The following is an 18,987-nucleotide window of genomic DNA, read 5'->3' on the forward strand; positions in this document are numbered from 1 at the left end:
GCGGTGAAAGTGAACGAAAATCCGCGTCAGACGCCTTCCGCCCCACTGTTTTCGAGTTGCAGCGAAGGGGTTCAGATTATGCGCCAGCGTTCTTAAGCTTCAGGCCAGCGGCGTCGATATCTTCCCCGTCAACCGAGGAGCGAAGGCTGTCCATGCCGTCGTTTCTGTCGATTTTGAAGTTGGTTTCGTACAGCTCTGCGACGCGGGCTTGTTCCTCGTCTGTGAGCGGTGGAGTCTCTGAGGCGGCAGCCCATTCGGTGATGTCGTCGGTGGAGTGGAACGTCGGCGTGACGGAGGCGACCTCATCGTGGCTGAGGAGCCACTGGATGGCGGCCTGTGCCATCGTACGTTCTCCATTTTGCTCTAAGAAGCGGACGGTTTCGATTTTCTCCCAGCCCGTCTCGTACCATTCGTCGGGACGGAACCCACGGTGGTCACCGGCTTCGAGTTCGGTTTCCGGGCGCACCTGCTCGTTCAGCAGCCCAGAGGAGTGGGGAACCCGAGCGATGACGGAGGTGTCTGCGTTCTCCCGGCGGATGGTGTCGATGAAGTGCTGGCCGGGAACCTGCTCGAACATGTTGAACACGGTCTGGACGGCGTCGAAATCGAGTTCGACGGCGCGGTCGCCTTCTGCGAGCCAGCCAATCGACGGGCCAAGCGCCCAGCCAAGGGCGTCCACGCGGCCTTCGTCGCGTAGGTCGGAGAGCACGTCCATGACCTCGGGGGTGACTTCCGCGACGTTTGCGTTGTGCAGTTGGAGGAAGTCGATGTGTTCGATGTCGAGGCGCTCGATGCTCTGTTCGACGCAATGGCGCATCCACTCTGGGTCGAGGTTCTTCGGAATCTCGCCGTGGCCCGCCTGTGCGTGGTTGTAGAAGTCGTAGCCGATTTTCGTCCCGATGGTGACTTCGTCGCGGTGCTCTGCGAGGGCCTGCCCGATGAGTTCTTCAGAGCGCCCGTGGCCGTACACGTCGCCCGTGTCGAAGAAGGTAATCCCCTCAGAGAGGGCGTGTTGAACCATCTCGATGGATTCAGCTTCAGTCTTGTCGCCCCACCAGTCGGTGCCGACGACCCACGCGCCGAAGCCAACCTCGCTTACCTCGACGCCAGAATCGCCGAGCGTTCGGTAGTGCATGTGCGCGGCTAGGTGAGAGAGGCACTTATCCGTGTGGATTTTCCGCCGAACGGCCGGTACAGTTATTGTGGCGGTCGCTACCGGGAGTGCCGTAACGGAAACCCCTATCAGTCACCAGCGTGAACCGATGGACATGACGAAGCGACACGTTCACCTGCCCACTGGCGCCGAGGCAGGCATCCGCGCTTTCATCGACGAGGTCGACGACCGCCTCTCTTCTGACGATGAAAGCACCTGTGAGGTCGTCGAAGACGTCCTCATTGACCTCTATGGCGACCGGGAAGCGTATGAACGATGGCAAAACGGCGAGGACATCTCGACCGCAGAGCGCGTCCGCCTGCAGGGCTACGACCCGTGTAACTCCTCGCTCGAAAGCGAATACTACGCCGAGAAAGACGAGGAGAAGTTCAAACGCTCAAAGCACCTCCAATGGCTCTGGCGGCAGTTCGACGCCACGCCAATGGCCGACAACATCGAGTTCGCCCTCCGTTTCCGTCAGATGCTCGCAAACCATCTGTTCGAAGACGCCGGCGACAACCTCCGCATCTTCAAGGGCGTCACGATGACCTACGGCCACAACATCTCTGTTGGCGACAACACCGTCATCCACGACGATGTACACTTAGACGACCGCGGCAAACTCACCATTGGCAAGCGGTGTTCGATTTCTGACGGCGTCCACGTCTACAGCCACGACCACGATATCAACGACCAAACGGCGGTCGAGAACTTCCACACGATTGTCGAAGACGACGTCCGCCTGACCTTCGACGCGATGGTTCGTGCAGGCGTCAAAGTCGGCGAGAACTCCGTCGTCGGCGCGCGCTCGGTCGTCCAGCACGACGTGCCCGCCCACCACGTCGTCGTAGGTCAACCTGCAAAGAGCGTCCGCGTGAAACCCGGCTGGGAGTCCGTTGCCCACCCGGTAGACGAGAAATACGAGAGTCACCGAGACGAGCGCAAACTCCCGTACGACCTCCCCGAGAAATTGGACGTGTTCGACGAGTTCGGGCGCACTCGTACGCCGCCGAACTGAAATTCTGCGACAGCAACCTACTCGTGGCTTCACCCTCTCTGTCGAGCCATGCTTCGGTCATTTGACGGGACAGAGCCAGACATTGCTGCGAGCGCCTACGTAGACCCCGCCGCCGTCGTCATCGGCGATGTGCGAATCGGCCCCGACGCCAGCGTCTGGCCGAACGCGGTCCTCCGTGGCGACGTGGGAACCATCGTCGTCGGCGAGGGTGCGAACGTCCAAGACAACGCCACCCTCCACGAAGACGTCGTTTTGGAAGCCTCTACCACCGTCGGCCACGGAGCCATCGTCCACGACGCGACGGTGCGCGAAGGGAGTCTGGTTGGCATGAATGCCGTCGTACTCGATGATGCAGACATCGGCCGTGAGAGCATCGTCGCCGCCGGAAGCGTCGTCACCGAAGGCACCGAAGTTCCTCCGGGCGTACTCGTGACTGGCGCACCCGCGACGGTGAAACTCGACCTTGACAACGCGGACGTTTCTGCTGGCGCAGCTCACTACGTCGCACTCTCGAAACGCTATGCCGAAACCTCGGAAATTCTCTCAGAGGAGGGCTTTTCTGACCGTGACTGCTAACCAGCGCATGAACAGACGCACCTACCTCGCTGGCATCGGCGCAGCCGCGAGCGCAGGACTTGCTGGCTGTACGCTCCCCGGTGTTGGCGGCCCGGCCCCCGAAACCACGACGACGACCGTCGGCGAGCAAGAAATCGTCGTCGAGTCGGTCGTCACCGACCTCGAAGTGCCGTGGGACGGGGCGTTCCGCGACGGCGACCTCTACATCACCGAGCGCTCCGGGCGCATCGTCCGGGCGCGAGACGGCGACCACGAGGTGGTGCTCGACATGGGCGATTCGACCGCTGCCCGCGGGGAGGGTGGCTTGCTTGGCCTCGTGTTCCACCCCGATGAGGAGGTCGCATACACCTACCAGACGTACAGCGCGGGGTCGGGGCTCGCAAACCGCATCCTCCGCCACGACATCGCGAACGACTGGGCGTTCGAGCCGATTCTGGACGGGATTCCGGGTGCGACCACCCACGACGGCGGGCGACTTGCGATTGGGCCGGAGGGTGCGCTCTATGCGACCGCGGGCGACGCCCGGCAGGACGGCCCACAGGACACGAGCACGCTGAACGGCAAGGTGCTCCGCCTGACGCTGGACGGCGAACCCGACCCCGACAACCCCTTCGACAACGAGGTGTTCACCTACGGTCACCGCAATCCACAGGGGCTTGCGTTCCGCGACGGCGAGCTATTCTCGGTCGAACACGGTCCTGACCACTCAGACGAAATCAACGTCCTCGAAGCCGGGAACAACTACGGCTGGCCGGACGTCATGGGCGACTCAGACGGCGAGTTCACCGACCCGCTTGCCTCCTATACGCCCACTATCGCGCCGGGCGGAGCGATGTTCTACGACGGCCCCATCACCCAGTGGCAGGGTGATTTCTTCTTCGGGACGCTCAAAGCCACGCATCTGCGGCGGATTCGCTTCGACGGACGCGAGGTAGTCGAACAAGAACAGCTGTTAGTCGATGCCTTCGGCCGCCTTCGGACGCCATTTTCGGGACCAGACGGCGACCTGTACGTCACGACCAGCAACCGAGACGGGCGCGGGGCGGCGAAATCCGGAGACGACCGAATTATCAGACTCAGGCCCGCCTAACGGCCTGAAACGCCGAAGAGACAAAGTACCTTGACACCGTATCTCAAAGTATGCTCGACGCGTGGGGATGGGTCGTTGCCTACATCATCGGGTTCACCATCATCCACCTGCTGGTCTATCAGTACCTCAAAACGAGCGACGATTCGCGCTTCGAACAGTTCTCGCCGAGCGACGCCTCCGGCTTCGAGGCCGCGAGCGCGAGCGCTGACTTCAAGAGCCACAGCGGACCGGTCGCAGGCGAGTTTAGAAGCTGCCCACACTGTGGCACCCAAAACGAACCGGACCCCATTTTTATTTTCTGCAAACAGTGCATCCAACCGCTCTCCGTGTAGGGTAAATTCGTAGCCGCCTGAGTTTCGACTATGCCGAGAAGCGTCGCCATCAACGTCGGTGCGAACACCAACGCCCCCGGCTTTCGTGGCCCGATTTACGACGACGGAAGCTTCGAGTACGTACCAATCCCCGAAGAAAAAGCCACGACCGAGCCGGTACCGACGTACGCAGATCTCGGGTTATCGATGGAACTGCCGGACGAAATTCGAGAAACGCCCGTTCACCTAGACCCTGAGTTCGCGGGCTACGGCCCGTGTAAAGCCTACACCTACGGTGACCCGTTCGGCGTGAAGGCAACGCCCATCGCAGAACTGTCCGCAGGCGATTACCTGTTTTTCTACGCGACGCTTTCGACGGTCGGTGACCAGCCTGCGTCGTGGATTCCGCCGCGCTGGGGCTGTTATCTCATCGGCCAGTTCGAACTCGCTGCAGCTCCGGTGACGGGCGAAGAGTTCACAACCCTCACTGCCGAACAGCGAGCCGCCTTTTCGTCGAACGCCCACCTGAAGCGCGACCCGTTCGACGCCCGGGTGTTGGTGCGCGGCGACCCTGACGGTTCGCGACTGTACGAACGGGCAGTGCCACTGAGTTCGCCAGAAGCAGGCGCGACGGCGAATCATATTGTGACCGAATGGTCGAGTGACTCAGGAAACGGCCCGTGGTGGCGACGGCCGCTTCGCTTTGCAGAAGACGGAACAGAACGGCTCATGGACGTAGTGACAGGGTGAAAAGTGTCGTTAGGCGATGTCGCGGCTGGTGTCGATTGCGACCCGGTCTGCCAACTGGAGCTTGATGACGTCGCCGGTCACCACGCCGCCACGGAATTTCGGAATCGTGAGGCGCGTTTCGATACTGTCGCTTTTCACGTCCATTGCGAGCGTGAACACGAGATCGGCCATGTATTCGGTGGTGTCGCGCATCGGTGGAACGGCACGCCCACTGAGGCAGTGTAAGAAGGCAATGCCGCCGATGTTCATCATGTGCGTCTGCACGTCGTTCAGGAAGTTTCGATACCGGATCCCGCCATCTTCCTCCAACACGTCGATGGGGTCGATGATGAGATTTGCGCCCTCTGGCAACTGACGAATCAGTCGGAGGGCGTGGTCAATCGGTGCGTCTGCCTCGACTTCCTTGATGGTTGGCGACCCAACCCGGGTGTTCGTACGCGTAAGGGCATCGCGGACGGCCTCCGTAGACCGTGCAGTCGTGAGATACAGCGTCTCGCGCGTCGCGGTCAGCTCAAAGAGAATTAACTCTGATTGACTCGCGGGTGGCGCAACGAGCGCGACAAGACTCCCGGCCGGGATTCCGCCTCCGAGTTTTCGGTCCAGAATCTCGATACCCGTTTGAACGGTCTTCACAGCCAAGCCTCACAGCAGCGATAACCGAACACAGTTTCGTACACTTTTCTCCCCCACACCTTCTTGCGCGGGAGATGGGTATTGTTACACAGCTTCTAACCGCTAGTTATGCGGTCACTGCCCTCGATTTTTTCGAGTGGAAGTGTGTCGAAACAATTGGAATCGTGCTACAAGTGAACGCACAGATATGTCAATACGAGCGGCGTCGGCGGTTCGTGCCGCTAATCCGGTTGAAATCGTTCAAAACATCGAATTATAGCGTTTCAGTAGATGTAACTCCAGAATCATCATTTTGTTGCAACACGAATTAATCAGCCTATAATAACAGTCAGTCTCACACTACTGTCTTTTTAGAGTGAGAATCAAAATGAGTAACAAATCAAACGAAGCTGACGAGGCGGACGAGACAGTGAACACAACGAGACGGGGCCTGCTCGCGCTTGCCGGAGTTGCAGGTCTCGGGTTCACGTCGAACGGCAAGTTTTCCCCAGACCCCACGTTCAAAAGTCTGACGCCGGAAGGGAGCGCGCTCTCTGTCGATGGCAACCTGGACCTCGAAGGGAACAACATCCTCAACATCGACGACATCGAGGCCAAGGACGACTACTCCTCGTGGAGTACCTCGGGCACGGGTGAGGGGAGCATTCAGCTGCGCGACTCCGTGGCTCAGACGTGGTCTATGCGAGCGTACGAAGGCGACGAAAGCGGGCCCGGCCCGGTCAAGTTCCAGTCACCCATCACGGGCGCAAAAGAGGAAGACGCAGGCGTGGCGAACCCGGGAAGTCTCGAAATCTCGGGTGGGGCGGTCCTCGAATCGATGTCCGTAGAAAGCTGGAACGTCGTGGACGTGACCGAACGCGGCGTTGAACCTGGCACCGACGACGACCTCGGCGCGTTCATCAAAAACGACTTCGACGGCGGCGTCAACAGCACGACGCTCTACGTGCTCCCCGAAGGCGAATACACGTGGAACACGGCCGTCACTGTGGAGAGATTCGACGCCTTTGGCATCATCGGCAAGCCGCAGGCGAAGGTGAAGTGTACCAACCCACAGATGACGCACTTCCTGAAGCTCGGAAGCGGGGAACAGAATCGTGCGGACATGTTCCTCACCGAAAACATCACGTTCGACATTACCACCGAGAACGTGGCTGCGTCCTCGATTCAGGCCGCCGTTGACGAGTACCTCTACATCAACAACTGCAAAATCATCGGCGAGATGGACCGCGAGTACGGCCAAGTGTACTCCATCCATCCAACCTTGCTCAAAAACACCGGTCGCGGCTACGTGAGCGTCACGATGCCCGACGGCGGGTACTACGACCCCGCGCAGAATGAACAAGAGCACCCGATGGGGATTTCGCTCGAACGAGACCACCTTGGTCACCTCGTCATCGAGAACTCGTTCATCGAGGGGTTCATCAACAACGGCATCTACAGCGCAGGCCACAAGGGGCAGGTGAGCATCCGGAACACCCAAATCAAAAACTGTGGGGCCGGGATGCTCCGGCTCGGGGACGGCGACTTCGCCTACAAGTGCCACCTCATCAACGACGACGCAGAAGACCGCGGCTATTCCTACGCGGCCCTCTGGGTGGCCAAAGCCCGCCACGCCGTCGCAAACAGCATCTACATCGACGCAAAGCAGGGGACGCCCTCCGAACTCATTCGGGTCAACGGCGACACCAAACACTGCCAATTGACGAACATCCACGTCAACTCAGACCGCTCGCAGTACATCTGTGAGTTTACCGGGGATGGCGACGACGAAGGCTCGATTATCTGTTCGAACTGGACCATAAACGACACCGGCGGCGAAGGCAGCCGGGCACAGCTCGGCAGAATCAGCCGCGCGAACGTGAAGATTCGTAACTGGGAAGTCAGGCTGAATCCAGCGTCCGGCGAAAAGCGCCACGGCCTCGTCGTCGACGCGCCGTGGGTGGATATCTCCGGCTGTACGTTCTACCACAACAAGGGCGAAGACGGCATCTCGCTCATTCTCGACGACGACGCAGATTACGTCAGACTCCAGAACAACGAGTTCAAGTCGGGAACCCTCTACCAGTACAGCCGCGCCTCGGTCAAAGACGCAATCGTGAGCGGCAACCGGTTCATGGACGGCACGAGCCTGTCTGGAGTCCAAGACAACTGGAACACGCACACGAATCAGGGTGGCCTCTAAAAAATCGGCAGCACCTGACGACGCACATACGGTTTTCACCGAGCGCGGAAAAGAGTCGGTGAATGACCCCCGACGTTGCAGAACATGGCTCCCTCAGCGCGAGCATCCGAAACCTGTGGAGCAACGGCCGGGGCCCGATTCTCGTCTCCATCTCGTTCGGCTGGTTTCTCGTCTACGGCCTTCGGGCCGCGATTCCCGCGTTGCTCCCGCAGATTAAGACGACGTTCGCGCTCTCCAACGCGGCCGCTGGACTCGCCTACTCCGCGCTCTGGGTTGGCTACGCCGTGTCGCAATTTCCTGCCGGACTGCTCGTAGACCGCCTCGGCGAGCGAACGCTGCTCGGGGCGAGTATGGGCCTCACCGCACTCGCCATCGTCGGGCTTGCGGCCGCCCCGCTGTTTGGCATCCTCGTCGCAGCGAGTGCAATACTCGGCCTCGCCATGGGACTCTACGGCCCACCGCGCGGGACGCTGCTCTCTGCGGTGTACGACAAAAGCGACGGGACGGCGATTGGCGTGACGCTCTCTGCGGGCAGTATTGGCGGCGCAGTGCTCCCATTTCTCGCTGGCGTCCTCGTCGTGACTGTCGGCTGGCGCGCGACGCTTGGCCTCACCGTCCCGCTGTTTCTCCTCACCGGCCTCTACGTCTGGCGAGTCGTTCCCCACGCCCGGTCGGCGGCGGTTGGCGGCGACGGCCGGAGCGTTGCAGGCGACATGGACGGCATCATCAGCGGCGTGCTGACTCGCCCGGTCATCATCACGGTGATTGCCGTCACGCTGTTGATTCTGAGTTTTCAAGGGTTCGCCGCCTTCTTCCCAACCTACCTGACAGAGGCAAAAGGCTTAGACCAAGGGACCGCCGCCGGACTCTACGGACTGATATTCCTCGCCGCGGCGGTGGCTCAGCCGCTCGCCGGAGGGATTGCTGATGCCTACAACGACCGCATCGTCCTCGTCGCCTCAGCCGCCATCGCCGCGGTGCCGCTGTTCATCTTGCCGTTCGTCTCCGGCCTCATCCCGCTCGCCATCCTCGCGGTCGTGATGGGCGTCCGACTCGGTGGGTATCCCGTGACCAACGCCTACATCATTCGCCTCCTCCCCGACGAGGTACAGGGGGCGGCGTGGGGCCTCGTGCGCACGGTGTTCTTCCTCATGAGCGCCTCCGGCCCGGCGCTCGTTGGCATTCTCAGCGACACATCCGGCTTCGAGACGACGTTTCTCGTCCTCGGCGTGGTGACGGTCCTCGCCGCCGTTGCCTACGGCTTGTTGCCCGCTCCCGGAACCTATGGCACGCGATGAGCCAGTCACAAAACCGCCGTGAGAAGCGCTACGTTCAAGTGCAAAGACGGAGAAGTAAAAGACGCACACTGAACGCCAGTGACTCACGACGATGTGAGTGCGCCGGTGTCGTACCGAACGAAGTGAGGTACGGCTCGGCGCGAGTGTAACGAGCGCCGGTGGTCTAATGGCATGACAGTGCCTTCCCAAGGCTCTAATCCGGGTTCAACTCCCGGCCGACGCACTCCCTGCGGTCGTTTGTCGGCCGACGTTCACCTCGCTTTGCTCGGTGAACTCCCCGGCCGACGCATTATTGTCTCGAGCGGAGGTGAGAGACATCATCGTTCTGTAGGGAGTTCGAACCCTGCAAGTCGCAGCGCGCGAACGCAGTGAGCGCGACCGTCTTGCTCTGGTTCAACTCCCGGCCGACGCACTCCCTGCGGTCGTTTGTCGGCCGACGTTCACCTCGCTTTGCTCGGTGAATTCCCGGAGAGACCACGTCTCTCCGTTGTTCGCACCGCTTTCGCGGTGCTCACTCCCGGCCGACACATTTTCTAAACACTATCGGAGAGACTCGGCTTTGCGTCTTCGAAGCTACATACTACCAAAAGACGCAACAATCGTCCACAAAATCGCCGCAGTGACAAGACTATTTGACACTCCCACCCGTATTCTCGCCAATGACAGACACGCAGACGGTTGACGCCGGAAAGCGTATCGACCTCTCGTTCACCGAACAGGAACTAGAGGCACACCGCGAACACATCACCCAGTTCATCCGCGACCAAGTGCGCGCTGCGGGCGTCGACGGAGCCGTGCTTGGCCTTTCTGGCGGCATCGATTCGACGCTCACCGCCCACCTCGCCGTCGAGGCACTCGGCACAGAGAACGTCCACGGCCTCGTCCTCCCGAGTGAGGTGAACGCCGCGGACAACATGAGCGACGCAGAGCGCGTTGCCCAACTGCTCGAAATCGAGTACGACGTCATCGAAATCAATCCGATTGTGGACGCGTTCTTGGCTGCCGTTCCAGAAGCCAAAGACGACCAACTCGCCGCCGGGAACGTCCGCGTTCGCACGCGGGCGGTGCTCAACTACCTCGTGGCGAACCACGAATCGCGGCTCGTCCTCGGCACGGGCAACCGCTCTGAGGCGCTCGTTGGCTACTTCACGAAGTACGGCGACGGCGCGGTTGACTGCCACCCGATTGCGAATCTGTATAAGGGACAGGTGCGCCAACTCGCCCGCCATATCGGCGTGCCAGAAGACCTCGCCGCGAAAACCGCGACCGCAGGAATGTGGGTTGGCCAGACCGACGAGGAGGAGATGGGCGTCCCCTACGACACCTTAGACCAGGTGCTCGCACTCTACGTCGATGGCCCGCTCACCAAGGCGCAGACGGTAGCGGCGCTCGGCGTGGGTGACTCGGTCGTCGACCGCGTTGACGAACTGTATACGAACAGCGAGCACAAGCGCAACGTCCCGCCGGGACCAACGTCCCTTTCTTCGCTCTAACTCAGCCGCGTCTCGCAATAATCGTGATTCTGTCGCCCTCTTGCAGCAGGTACTCGGCTGGGTTCACTGACTCGCCGTTCACCTGCACGCGAACCGTGTCGCCGTTTGCCTGCGCGTAGGTGGTCCCGTCGTAGCTCACAGACGCTTCCGTCACCGAGATGTTGAGGGTGTCCATCGCGTACTTGAGCGTGATTTGATTCGCGTGGCCGTGCCACTGAGAGCCGTCGCCGCCTTCGAAGTGGAACGCCCTATCCTGATTCTGGAAGCGCGACTGGCTAAAATCGAGTCGGTCACCGCCGATTTCTGCGGTGATAGGGCCGTGGAAGTGTGCGCCGCCGAGGTTGGTCGGCTGGATGTTGTCGCTCCCCGCGAAGAAGGTGACGTAGCCGATGACGCCCGCGACGGCGAGAATGACGACGACGAGCGCGTAGGGAGCCACATCGGTGGCCGTAGGCTCGTCCTCGGTCAGCCCGACGCGACGGCGGTCGATTGGCCCGAGTTCTGCGGCGTGGTCACTCCGAAGGTGGTCGTGATAGGCATCCGCAGAAGAAAACGCCTCGTCGCAGTACGAACACTCGGGCATGGGTTAGCCACTCATGGCGCAAACTCAACCTTTTCGGTGCGCGTCAAAATCGACCGCCGTCTCAACGAGGTGGGCGAACGCTTCGGCTTCGGCCTGTTCTTGGACCGGAGCTTCGGCCTCGTCGCGGACACGTTGTTTCACGACGCGGAGCGCCTCCGGGTTGTTCGTGGCGATACGCTCTGCGACCGCCTGCGGGTTCTCCGTGATTTGGGAGATGAGACCCATCCGGAGGGCTTCTTCGGCATCGACGACGCGGCCAGTGAGCGCGATGTCGAGGGCCTCGCCCTGCCCGACGATTTTCGGCAGGCGAACCGTCCCGCCCCACGCGCCAAAGAGGCCGAACACGACGCCCGGTTCGGCGAACGTTGCTCGCGGGGTAGCAACCCGCAGGTCACACGCGAGGGCCATCTCGACGCCACCGCCACGTGCCGGGCCAGTGATGCCCGCGACGGTGACGGCTTCTGTGTCCTCGATGGCGGTCGCCACGCGCTGGCCGAGTTCGGCGAACTCCTTCGCGCTCGGACCGTCGAGTTGCTGCACTTCAGCCAAATCAGCGCCCGCAGAGAACGCGCTGCCCGCGCCGTGGATGTAGATGACGGCAGCGTCCGTCTCGGTGACCGCGCGTTCGAGCGCGCGGAGCCCGTCTTTAGAGAGCGCATTTCGCTGGTCTGGACGGTCGAGCGTGACCACCCGTAGCCCGTCGGTGTCCGTGGTCGAAATCATGGCAGGAAGTGACCGTCCGTTTCCAAAGGTCTTTGCCCTTCCCGACGCTAAATTGGGGCAATGGAGGAAGCCGCTGCGGTTCGCCACGCCGCACTGGACGCGATACGCGATATCGAGCCAGCGCGGTTGCGTGGCGATATTGAGGCCATACTCTCTGCCGGGTCGATGGCCCCGGGCGTTCTGACACTTCTCTGTGCGCAGGCTGTCGACAACGTCGAGCCGAACGCGATTCGCACCCGAGCCGCAGGTGTTCAACTGATCTACGAAGGCCTCCGACTCACCCGGACGCTCACCCAAAACCCCTCGTGGGAAACCGACGTCGAGCAAGCGAACTTGGACGTACTCGCCGCAGACGTGCTCGTCTCGCGGGGCTTTCATCTCCTCGCGCGAACCGAAGCCGCAGACAAGGCCGTCGCCACCGTCCAAGCGTTCGGCCGCGACCAAACCCGCCGCGCGGACGCCAATGCCGACACCGACACCTTAGACCGCAACTTAGAACGCGACGTGTTCGACCTCGCGCTCGTCGCCGGAACCACCGCCGTCGGCGCGACCACCTCACCCCCACTCCGCACGTTCGTCCGCGACCTGACCACCACCTACGACGACGTGGTGTTTCCCGACCCGGAACTCCTGTTCACAGACGCCGTCACAGAGTCGCTCGCGGGCCATCTCGCCGCCCACGATGCGGGACTAGGAGTGGACGACGGCGTCCGCACCTCGGCGACCGACCCCTGACGCGAATCGAAACGTCTAAAGACGGGACGGCGTAAGTTGGTATTGCCTGCCTGGGTAGCTTAGCGGTAAAGCGCGTCCTTGGTAAGGACGAGAGCCCGGGTTCAAATCCCGGCCTAGGCTTTTCTGACGAAATTATACGGCAAGCGCAGCGAGCCAGCTGATAAACGCAGAGCCGAACAAACACTCGTTCCGAGTTGCCACTGTCTGTGTCGCGTACGAAGCGGGGGCAGGAGACGGAGCGACAGGTCACCCACGAACCGATGTGATGACGGACGTGGACACGACGTGTCGCCGTGAACGGAAGAGCGGAGACCGCCGCCGGAACCCCAGTACCGACGGCAGTTCAAAGCGGAGTACAACGGGTCGCTGTAAGTCGACCCGCCGTGCAGTCACCGCGTCCCACCCCCTATCGGTCGTAGTCGATGTACGCCCTTATATCTAGTGTGGTATTGTGTGAAATTAACTATCTAGCTACCTGAATTCGCGTGGAAACCAGCCTCCGGCGCCGTCACAGCACGCGATGGCTCGACCGGCACCATTCGCCATGACAGACAGTAACTAACGTTTTTACGCCAGCCGACGTATGACACCTCGATGAGGTATGTGATTGTCGGATTTGGGCGTGTGGGACACCGAACGGCGCGCATCTTGAAAGAGGAGGGTCACGACGTGACCATCATCGAAATCGACGCGAAAAAGTGTGACCGAGCGCGCGAAGAGGGGTTTTCAGTCATCGAGGGCGACGCGATGGACGAAGCCACCCTCGACCACGCCGACCTCAACTCGGCAGACGCCTTTGGCGGCCTCTCTGGTGACTTGAATGTGAACTACGCAGCCTGCATCGTCGCCGCAAAACACGGCTGCAGGACAGTCATGCGCATCGACGAGGACTACCGTGAGGAGATCTACGAGAAGTACGCCGCAGACGTAGACGAAATCATCTACCCCGAACGCCTCGGCGCAATCGGGGCGAAAAACGCCTTGCTTGGCGGGGATTTCAACATCATTGCAGACCTCACCGCAGACCTCTCGCTCGCCAGCTTCTCGCTGCCGGAGGATTCGCCCATCATCGACCTGCACGTGAGCGAAATCGACCTGCCTGAGGGGGCCGTACTCTACGCCCACGGCCGGGCGCACCAGGCACAGACGATTCCGCTCCCACAGACCGTCATCCAGCCGGGTGACCGCGTTTCCATCATCGCAGAGGTTGGCGACATGGACGCCGTAAAACAGGTCTTACTCGGGCCGAATCGGACGGCGACGGCCAGCTAATACACTAATTCGCCGGTGATGAATTTTCGCGCCCGCTCGTCGTGTGGGCGTTCGAACACCCGTTCTGTCGCGCCGTACTCGATGCACTCACCAGCCAACAGCACCGCGGTTCGGTCTGAGACGCGCCGTGCTTGTTGCATGTCGTGGGTGGCGATGACGACGCCGATGCCGCGGTCTCGCGCCCGTGTGACCGCTTCTTCGAGCAGCGCGGTGTTCCGCGGGTCGAGGTTCGAAGTCGGTTCATCGAGCAACAGCACGTCGGGTTCGACCGCGAGCGCTCGGGCAAAGGCGACGCGCTGGGCTTCGCCCGCAGACAGCCCCCGGGCGTGCTGGCTCATTTTGTCGCGCATGCCAACGGTATCGAGCGCGTCGAGCACCGCAGATGGCGCACGCTCGCGGGTCAGCATGTGTTTGAGGCGTGTTGGCCACGGTTGGCGCACGTCGAGGCCGTACGCCGCGTTCTTGGCAACCGTCGTGCTGAACAGGCTCCGGTCTTGGAACACCATCCCGATGCGCCGCCTGCGAGCGAGGCGCTCCTCACGCGAGAGTGACCAGACGTCGTCGCCATCGACGAGTACGTCGCCCGCCTGTGGCGGGTCGAACAGCGCGAGTAGACGCAACAGGGTGGTTTTGCCCGTCCCCGACGGTCCGACGATGGCGAGCACTTCGCCCGCGGACACATCGAGGGAAACAGCCGAGAGCACGTCGGTGCCATTAAAGCCGTGTGAGAGTGCGCGAGCCTGAATCATGCGTCCCACCGCCCGCGGTCGCGCACCCACGCGCCGAGCGCGTTCACGCCGAGCACGAGCACGAGCAACACGATGCCGAGGGCGATTCCCGTCTCATACCGGCCGCGGCGGGCTTCGACGGTGATGGCCGTCGTCAGCGTACTGGTGAGCGACGTTCCGTCGGAAAGGACGATGTTCCCCCCGACGATGAGCACCGACCCGACTTCGCTGATGGCCCGGCCGTAACCTGCGAGGATGGCCGTGATGATGCCGTAGCGGGCTTCTTTGATGACGACGAGGGCGACGTCCACGCGAGTGCCGCCGCTCGCGTAGGCGGCGTCTTTGACCGACTGTTCGACGCCCGAGAGCGCAGAGAGCGTGACGCTCGTGATGACCGGGGTGGCGAGAATGACCTGTGAAATGACCATCGCCTCGACGGTGAACAGGAGGTCGAGACTGCCAAGCGGCCCGGAGTTAGAGAGCATGAGCAACACCAGCAATCCGACGACGACGCTCGGAAAACCCATGCCGGTGTTGATAACCGACGTGACGAGTCCCCTGCCGGGGAAGCGATTGAAACTCACACCAAAGGCAATTGGCAGGCTGAGCAGGGTGCTCACCAAGACGGCGGTCGTGCTCACCTGCAGCGAGACGACGATGATGCTGACCAGATAGCGCCAGTTCAAGTCAGCGAGACTCTCTAACACGTGCTGTCCTCGGGCGGGAGACGACTAAAAGGCCACGAGTGGCCCGATTTATCCCTCGTAGTCTTCGGGGACGTACTCACCGAAGGTCGGCTCTTCTGAGAGCGCGTTCGGATAGAACAGCTGTTCGCCGTTCGCGGTGTAGTTCTCGATGATGGACTGGCCCTCGGGACTGGTGATGAAACCGATATATGCCATCGCCATCGCATAGTTCACGTCGGGGTACTTCGCCGGGTTCACCGCGATGACGCCGTAGGGGTTCTTGAGGATTTCTGGGCCGCCTTTGAGCGGGCCTTCCACCATGATTTCGAGGCCGATGTCGGCTTCCATCGAGAGATAGGTTCCGCGGTCTGCGAGCGTGTACGCCCCGCTCTGGTCTGCCTGCACCAGCGTGTCACCCATCCCCTTGCCGATGGACTGATACCACGTCCCGCCAGGTTCGCCCGCAGATTGCTCCCAAAGGGCCTGTTCTTTCTTGTGCGTCCCCGAGTCATCGCCTCGCGAGACGAACGTCGCCTGTTCGTTCGTAATCGTAGCGAGCGCTTCGGTCGCACTTCCCACCCCCGAGATGCCAGCCGGGTCGTCGCTCGGTCCGACGATAACGAAGTCGTTGTACATCACGTCGCGGCGATTCACGCCGTAGCCCTGCTGGATGAACTCGTCTTCCGCGCCGCGGGCGTGGACGAGTACGAGGTCTGCGTCGCCGTCTTGGGCGGTACGAAGACTCGCACCCGTCCCCTTCGGGAGCGTCTTGATGGTGACGCCAAAGCGTTTTTCGAACGCAGGGTTGAGTTCGTCTAAGAGGCCGGAGTCGTAGGTCGAGGTCGTCGTCGCGAGCACCAACTCGGTGTCACCCGTCGCGCCGCCCATCGACCCCTCGCCCGACGCGCTCGGCTGTTGGTCGTCCGCGGTGTCGTCATTACCAAGACAACCGCTGAGCGCGAGCACCGCACCCACACCGGCGGCTTGGAGGAACCGTCGTCGTTGCATTTGTCTGGCTGTACCGAAGGCAACTCGCGCATTAAACCTTGGCGTGCCAACGTAACGTAAACTGGTTATTTCCTCAATTGAGTGTGTAGACTTTCGTTTACTGAGAAGAATGAAGACGGTTCGAGAAAATCGTCTAGGTAGATGGCGATTAGGTACGAAGCGCGCACTGAATCTGCCCTGAAATTCACGACCGGTGAACTGACCGGTGCGTTAGGAGATTCGATTACGGCCCTTCCGCTCATCGTCGCGCTCGGGACGCTCACAGACGCCTCACTCGCCCACATGTTGCTGTTTTTCGGCCTGTTTCAGGTGGTTTGGGGCGTCTACTACGGCATTCCGCTCTCAGTCGAGCCGATGAAGGCGCTCGCCGGACTCGCCATCGCCGGAGCCATCACCCACGGCGAACTCGTCGCTGCAGGCCTGCTCGCAGGCGGGATTCTACTCGTCGCGGGACAGGCTGGTCTGCTCTCACGGCTCTCGACGGTCGTTGGCCTGCCCGTCATCCGCGGCATCCAACTCGCCGTCGCCCTCCTGCTCGCAGAGGCCGGACTCGCCCTCGGTGGTGGCGACCTGCCCATGGCTCTCGCTGGCCTTGCTATCGTCGTGCTCGTCGCCCTCGGCGGCTACGCACGGGCGAGCGCGCTCGTCGTCCTCGCCGTCGGCGGCATCCTCGCCGTGTCACAAACCTCGATTGCTGTAGCGCTCCCCACCCTCTCCGTGTTCCCCGTTTCCCCGCCCACGTTCTCCCTCGCGGCCACCGAGGGGATGGTCGGCCAACTCGCGATGACGGTCGGCAACGCTGCCGTCGCCACCTCGCTCCTGCTCTCAGACCTGTTCGAGCGCGACGTGTCGGCCGACAACCTCGCCACGAGCATGGGCTCCATGAACCTGCTCGCCGTCCCGCTCGGCGGCCTTCCGATGTGCCACGGCTCCGGTGGCCTCGCCGGGAAGTACGCCTTCGGGGCGCGAACCGGCGGCGCGAACGTGATTCTCGGCGTGCTCTACGCGCTCGTCGCGCTCGTCGCGGGCGTCCTCGTCGGCTTCCCGATGGCGTTGCTGGGCGTGTTGCTCGTCGTCGTCGCCGTCCAGCTAGGCGCGGTGTCGCTCGACTCAGCCCACCTGCCCGTTACCGTCGCCATCGGCGTCGTCGGCCTCGTGTTCGGCGTCGGCGTCGCCTTCGTTGCGGGCGTCACGGGTTGGTGGCTGCTCGACAGAGTCGCGTAACGGTTTTCGCCCGCTGGGGGTAACGGAGCATATGAGCTGGGCGTCCCTCTTCGAGCGCGCAGAACGCGACGACATTTCAGAACAAGCCGTACGCGACGCGCTCGCGGAGGTGCGCAGTGAGTAATCCAAATCCCGCCCGCGTCGTTGCGGACGCAGACGTTCTCGCCGCAGATTTGCTCGTCGGTGGGCCTGCACGCGAGGCTCTTGACCACATCCGGCGTCACTCGTGGGTCGAGTTGGTTGCGACCGATGAGCTACTGGACGACGCAGAAGCCACCATCTCACGTCTCGCGGACACCGAGTTGGCCGCAGACTGGCGCGAACACATCGAAGCTCTTCGCGTGCGAGTCGAACAACCCGACCACGACCACCCCGCACTCGCCTCCGCCTACCACGGTGGGGCCGCCCACATTCTCTCGTTCGACGAAGGCCTCCGGAGCGCCAAGGCGGGGGCAGCCATGCAAAAGCGCGTGAAAACGAGCGTCAAACACCCCGACGCCTTCGCCAAACTGTTCGACCCGCAGTCGCTCTATGAAGTGGTCGTTGGCGGCGCGTATCCAGGCCCCGACCGCGACCCGCGCGCTTAGTCAGAGACGCCCGGATTCCACTCGCCGTCCGCGCTGAACCACTCGGCAAACTTCGCAAGTGCGCGCCCACGGTGGCTAATCGAGTTTTTCTGTTCGATGTCCATCTCGGCGAGCGTCACGCCGTTGTGTTCGAAGATTGGGTCGTAGCCGAAGCCGTCGTCGCCGCGGGGCGCGACGATGCGCCCGCGGACGCTCCCCTCGAAGGTCTCTGCGCGCTCGCCGTCGTAGTAGGCGACGATGGTGCGAAATCGGGCGCGGCGGTTGTCCTCTAACGCGGCGAGGTTCCAGACGCGTTCGACGCCAACCGTATCCTCGACGTAGGCCGAGTACGGGCCGGGAAAGCCGCCGAGGGCGTCGATGAAGAGCCCGGTATCGTCAACGATGAGCGGGTCATCGCCATCGAGGTGGTCGAACGCTTCTTTCGCGCCGTGGACGGCGATGTCCGCGAGACTGGTGCTCTGAATCTCGGTGTAGTCGTACTCGACCTGCTCGAGTGGGTCGGTGAGATAGTGTTCGGCCTCTCTGATTTTCCCCGCGTTCCCGGTGACGAATCGGAGCATGCAGAAACGCTAGCGGCGGGGTGAAAATAGCCTATCGACTGGTGACCGCGTGCTCGCAACAAATAGGTGTGGGAAGGTGCTTAATCGACGATGACTTCGACGGGGCCGTCATCTGCTTCTTTCGCTTCCTTCTCGCCACCTTTCCCGCGTTCCAGATAGAGCATCCCACCGACGACGGCGAGGACAATCCACGAGCGCCAGTTTGCGAGATTCAGCGTGTAGCCGATGCCGAATGGCTTCTCTACGAGCATCTCGTCGCCGGGTTGCCAGTACGACTGGAGCATGCGTTTGAGGCTTGGGCGTTCGAAGTTGTACGGAATCCCCAGTATCTCACCGGACGATGGTTTGTCAGCCATACGTCTACTACGCAGGGGAGG

At 61.9% G+C, this 18,987-nt stretch carries 21 protein-coding genes and 1 tRNA gene; 13 read left to right on the plus strand and 9 right to left on the minus strand.

Annotation, left to right across the window (positions count from 1 at the left end; translation table 11 throughout):
* Positions 1–76: 76 nt before the first annotated feature.
* A complete protein-coding gene (locus V5N47_RS05975) occupies positions 77–1,135 on the minus strand; it encodes an aldo/keto reductase (protein ID WP_338729956.1) in 1,059 nt (352 codons plus the stop codon).
* 133 nt (positions 1,136–1,268) lie between these two features.
* On the opposite strand from V5N47_RS05975, the gene V5N47_RS05980 reads away from it, so the two are divergent.
* The 5 genes from V5N47_RS05980 to V5N47_RS06000 are packed head-to-tail and all read left to right on the plus strand — an operon-like array spanning position 1,269 to position 4,898.
* A complete protein-coding gene (locus V5N47_RS05980) occupies positions 1,269–2,171 on the plus strand; it encodes an acyltransferase (RefSeq protein WP_338729957.1) in 903 nt (300 codons plus the stop codon).
* Positions 2,172–2,219: 48 nt separating this feature from the next.
* The gene (locus V5N47_RS05985) at positions 2,220–2,747 is read left to right on the plus strand and encodes a gamma carbonic anhydrase family protein (protein ID WP_338729958.1); all 528 of its coding nucleotides are present in this window, start codon (positions 2,220–2,222) and stop codon (positions 2,745–2,747) included.
* Positions 2,748–2,754: 7 nt separating this feature from the next.
* Complete coding sequence (locus V5N47_RS05990; RefSeq protein WP_338729959.1) at positions 2,755–3,837, plus strand: PQQ-dependent sugar dehydrogenase; 1,083 nt, start codon at positions 2,755–2,757, stop codon at positions 3,835–3,837.
* A gap of 50 nt (positions 3,838–3,887) precedes the next feature.
* On the plus strand, positions 3,888–4,169 hold the full coding sequence (locus tag V5N47_RS05995; protein WP_338729960.1) for a hypothetical protein: 282 nt from the start codon (positions 3,888–3,890) through the stop codon (positions 4,167–4,169).
* Positions 4,170–4,199: 30 nt separating this feature from the next.
* Entirely contained in the window at positions 4,200–4,898 is a 699-nt protein-coding gene (locus tag V5N47_RS06000; RefSeq protein ID WP_338729961.1) for a hypothetical protein, read from the plus strand.
* A 9-nt stretch (positions 4,899–4,907) separates the two neighbouring features.
* Here V5N47_RS06000 and V5N47_RS06005 read toward each other — a convergent pair whose 3' ends face one another.
* On the minus strand, positions 4,908–5,531 hold the full coding sequence (locus tag V5N47_RS06005) for a transcriptional regulator (RefSeq protein ID WP_338729962.1): 624 nt from the start codon (positions 5,529–5,531) through the stop codon (positions 4,908–4,910).
* Between the two features lie 367 nt (positions 5,532–5,898).
* Here V5N47_RS06005 and V5N47_RS06010 point away from each other — a divergent pair, with 367 nt between their 5' ends.
* The 3 genes from V5N47_RS06010 to V5N47_RS06020 all read left to right on the plus strand — a co-directional run bounded on the left by V5N47_RS06010 (position 5,899) and on the right by V5N47_RS06020 (position 10,504).
* Positions 5,899–7,713: a hypothetical protein gene (locus V5N47_RS06010; protein WP_338729963.1), complete on the plus strand. Its 1,815-nt coding sequence runs from the start codon at positions 5,899–5,901 to the stop codon at positions 7,711–7,713.
* 62 nt (positions 7,714–7,775) lie between these two features.
* Positions 7,776–9,011 (plus strand): MFS transporter, encoded by a 1,236-nt coding sequence (locus V5N47_RS06015; RefSeq protein WP_338729965.1) that lies wholly within the window; start codon positions 7,776–7,778, stop codon positions 9,009–9,011.
* Positions 9,012–9,670: 659 nt separating this feature from the next.
* Positions 9,671–10,504: an NAD+ synthase gene (locus V5N47_RS06020; protein WP_338729966.1), complete on the plus strand. Its 834-nt coding sequence runs from the start codon at positions 9,671–9,673 to the stop codon at positions 10,502–10,504.
* Between the two features lies 1 nt (position 10,505).
* Here V5N47_RS06020 and V5N47_RS06025 read toward each other — a convergent pair whose 3' ends face one another.
* Both V5N47_RS06025 and V5N47_RS06030 read right to left on the minus strand, forming a co-directional pair.
* Positions 10,506–11,087 carry a MoaD/ThiS family protein gene (locus V5N47_RS06025; RefSeq protein ID WP_338729967.1) on the minus strand — a complete coding sequence of 194 codons (582 nt, stop codon included), beginning with the start codon at positions 11,085–11,087 and terminating at the stop codon, positions 10,506–10,508.
* A gap of 24 nt (positions 11,088–11,111) precedes the next feature.
* Positions 11,112–11,810 carry an enoyl-CoA hydratase/isomerase family protein gene (locus tag V5N47_RS06030; protein WP_338729968.1) on the minus strand — a complete coding sequence of 233 codons (699 nt, stop codon included), beginning with the start codon at positions 11,808–11,810 and terminating at the stop codon, positions 11,112–11,114.
* Between the two features lie 60 nt (positions 11,811–11,870).
* On the opposite strand from V5N47_RS06030, the gene V5N47_RS06035 reads away from it, so the two are divergent.
* From V5N47_RS06035 to V5N47_RS06045, 3 genes are all read left to right on the plus strand, one after another.
* Positions 11,871–12,545, plus strand: a complete 675-nt coding sequence (locus tag V5N47_RS06035; protein ID WP_338729969.1) for a hypothetical protein — start codon at positions 11,871–11,873, stop codon at positions 12,543–12,545.
* A gap of 48 nt (positions 12,546–12,593) precedes the next feature.
* Positions 12,594–12,665: transfer RNA gene (locus V5N47_RS06040), tRNA-Thr, on the plus strand.
* 474 nt (positions 12,666–13,139) lie between these two features.
* The gene (locus V5N47_RS06045; protein ID WP_338729970.1) at positions 13,140–13,817 is read left to right on the plus strand and encodes a TrkA family potassium uptake protein; all 678 of its coding nucleotides are present in this window, start codon (positions 13,140–13,142) and stop codon (positions 13,815–13,817) included.
* Here V5N47_RS06045 and V5N47_RS06050 read toward each other — a convergent pair.
* Genes V5N47_RS06050 through V5N47_RS06060 form a run of 3 tightly spaced genes read right to left on the minus strand, consistent with a single transcriptional unit; the run spans position 13,814 to position 16,239 of the window.
* Positions 13,814–14,566 carry a phosphate ABC transporter ATP-binding protein gene (locus V5N47_RS06050; protein WP_338729971.1) on the minus strand — a complete coding sequence of 251 codons (753 nt, stop codon included), beginning with the start codon at positions 14,564–14,566 and terminating at the stop codon, positions 13,814–13,816. The two genes, V5N47_RS06045 and V5N47_RS06050, sit on opposite strands and share 4 nt — an antisense overlap.
* The gene (locus V5N47_RS06055) at positions 14,563–15,252 is read right to left on the minus strand and encodes an ABC transporter permease (protein WP_338729972.1); all 690 of its coding nucleotides are present in this window, start codon (positions 15,250–15,252) and stop codon (positions 14,563–14,565) included. The genes V5N47_RS06050 and V5N47_RS06055 overlap by 4 nt, the downstream gene beginning before the upstream one ends.
* 48 nt (positions 15,253–15,300) lie before the next feature.
* Positions 15,301–16,239 (minus strand): substrate-binding domain-containing protein, encoded by a 939-nt coding sequence (locus V5N47_RS06060; RefSeq protein ID WP_338729973.1) that lies wholly within the window; start codon positions 16,237–16,239, stop codon positions 15,301–15,303.
* 141 nt (positions 16,240–16,380) lie between these two features.
* On the opposite strand from V5N47_RS06060, the gene V5N47_RS06065 reads away from it, so the two are divergent.
* Complete coding sequence (locus V5N47_RS06065) at positions 16,381–17,463, plus strand: putative sulfate/molybdate transporter (RefSeq protein WP_338729974.1); 1,083 nt, start codon at positions 16,381–16,383, stop codon at positions 17,461–17,463.
* 116 nt (positions 17,464–17,579) lie between these two features.
* Complete coding sequence (locus tag V5N47_RS06070; RefSeq protein WP_338729975.1) at positions 17,580–18,050, plus strand: hypothetical protein; 471 nt, start codon at positions 17,580–17,582, stop codon at positions 18,048–18,050.
* Here V5N47_RS06070 and rdgB read toward each other — a convergent pair.
* On the minus strand, positions 18,047–18,610 hold the full coding sequence (rdgB, locus tag V5N47_RS06075) for an RdgB/HAM1 family non-canonical purine NTP pyrophosphatase (protein WP_338729976.1): 564 nt from the start codon (positions 18,608–18,610) through the stop codon (positions 18,047–18,049). The genes V5N47_RS06070 and rdgB overlap by 4 nt on opposite strands.
* Positions 18,611–18,690: 80 nt before the next feature.
* Complete coding sequence (locus V5N47_RS06080) at positions 18,691–18,966, minus strand: DUF5808 domain-containing protein (RefSeq protein WP_338729977.1); 276 nt, start codon at positions 18,964–18,966, stop codon at positions 18,691–18,693.
* Positions 18,967–18,987: the final 21 nt, after the last annotated feature.

This window comes from Haladaptatus sp. DJG-WS-42 (assembly GCF_037198285.1).
Taxonomy (GTDB): Archaea; Halobacteriota; Halobacteria; order Halobacteriales; family Halococcaceae; genus QDMS2.

Coding starts and splice junctions, on each gene's coding strand:
- V5N47_RS06000 (WP_338729961.1), top strand. CDS start 4,200: ATGCCGAGAAGCGTCGCCATCAACGTCGGTGCGAACACCAACGCCCCC.
- V5N47_RS06045 (WP_338729970.1), top strand. CDS start 13,140: ATGAGGTATGTGATTGTCGGATTTGGGCGTGTGGGACACCGAACGGCG.
- V5N47_RS06080 (WP_338729977.1), bottom strand. CDS start 18,966: ATGGCTGACAAACCATCGTCCGGTGAGATACTGGGGATTCCGTACAAC.
- V5N47_RS05995 (WP_338729960.1), top strand. CDS start 3,888: ATGCTCGACGCGTGGGGATGGGTCGTTGCCTACATCATCGGGTTCACC.
- V5N47_RS05985 (WP_338729958.1), top strand. CDS start 2,220: ATGCTTCGGTCATTTGACGGGACAGAGCCAGACATTGCTGCGAGCGCC.
- rdgB (WP_338729976.1), bottom strand. CDS start 18,610: ATGCTCCGATTCGTCACCGGGAACGCGGGGAAAATCAGAGAGGCCGAA.
- V5N47_RS06030 (WP_338729968.1), bottom strand. CDS start 11,810: ATGATTTCGACCACGGACACCGACGGGCTACGGGTGGTCACGCTCGAC.
- V5N47_RS06025 (WP_338729967.1), bottom strand. CDS start 11,087: ATGCCCGAGTGTTCGTACTGCGACGAGGCGTTTTCTTCTGCGGATGCC.
- V5N47_RS05975 (WP_338729956.1), bottom strand. CDS start 1,135: ATGCACTACCGAACGCTCGGCGATTCTGGCGTCGAGGTAAGCGAGGTT.
- V5N47_RS06060 (WP_338729973.1), bottom strand. CDS start 16,239: ATGCAACGACGACGGTTCCTCCAAGCCGCCGGTGTGGGTGCGGTGCTC.
- V5N47_RS06010 (WP_338729963.1), top strand. CDS start 5,899: ATGAGTAACAAATCAAACGAAGCTGACGAGGCGGACGAGACAGTGAAC.
- V5N47_RS05980 (WP_338729957.1), top strand. CDS start 1,269: ATGACGAAGCGACACGTTCACCTGCCCACTGGCGCCGAGGCAGGCATC.
- V5N47_RS05990 (WP_338729959.1), top strand. CDS start 2,755: ATGAACAGACGCACCTACCTCGCTGGCATCGGCGCAGCCGCGAGCGCA.
- V5N47_RS06065 (WP_338729974.1), top strand. CDS start 16,381: ATGGCGATTAGGTACGAAGCGCGCACTGAATCTGCCCTGAAATTCACG.
- V5N47_RS06015 (WP_338729965.1), top strand. CDS start 7,776: ATGACCCCCGACGTTGCAGAACATGGCTCCCTCAGCGCGAGCATCCGA.
- V5N47_RS06020 (WP_338729966.1), top strand. CDS start 9,671: ATGACAGACACGCAGACGGTTGACGCCGGAAAGCGTATCGACCTCTCG.
- V5N47_RS06035 (WP_338729969.1), top strand. CDS start 11,871: ATGGAGGAAGCCGCTGCGGTTCGCCACGCCGCACTGGACGCGATACGC.
- V5N47_RS06050 (WP_338729971.1), bottom strand. CDS start 14,566: ATGATTCAGGCTCGCGCACTCTCACACGGCTTTAATGGCACCGACGTG.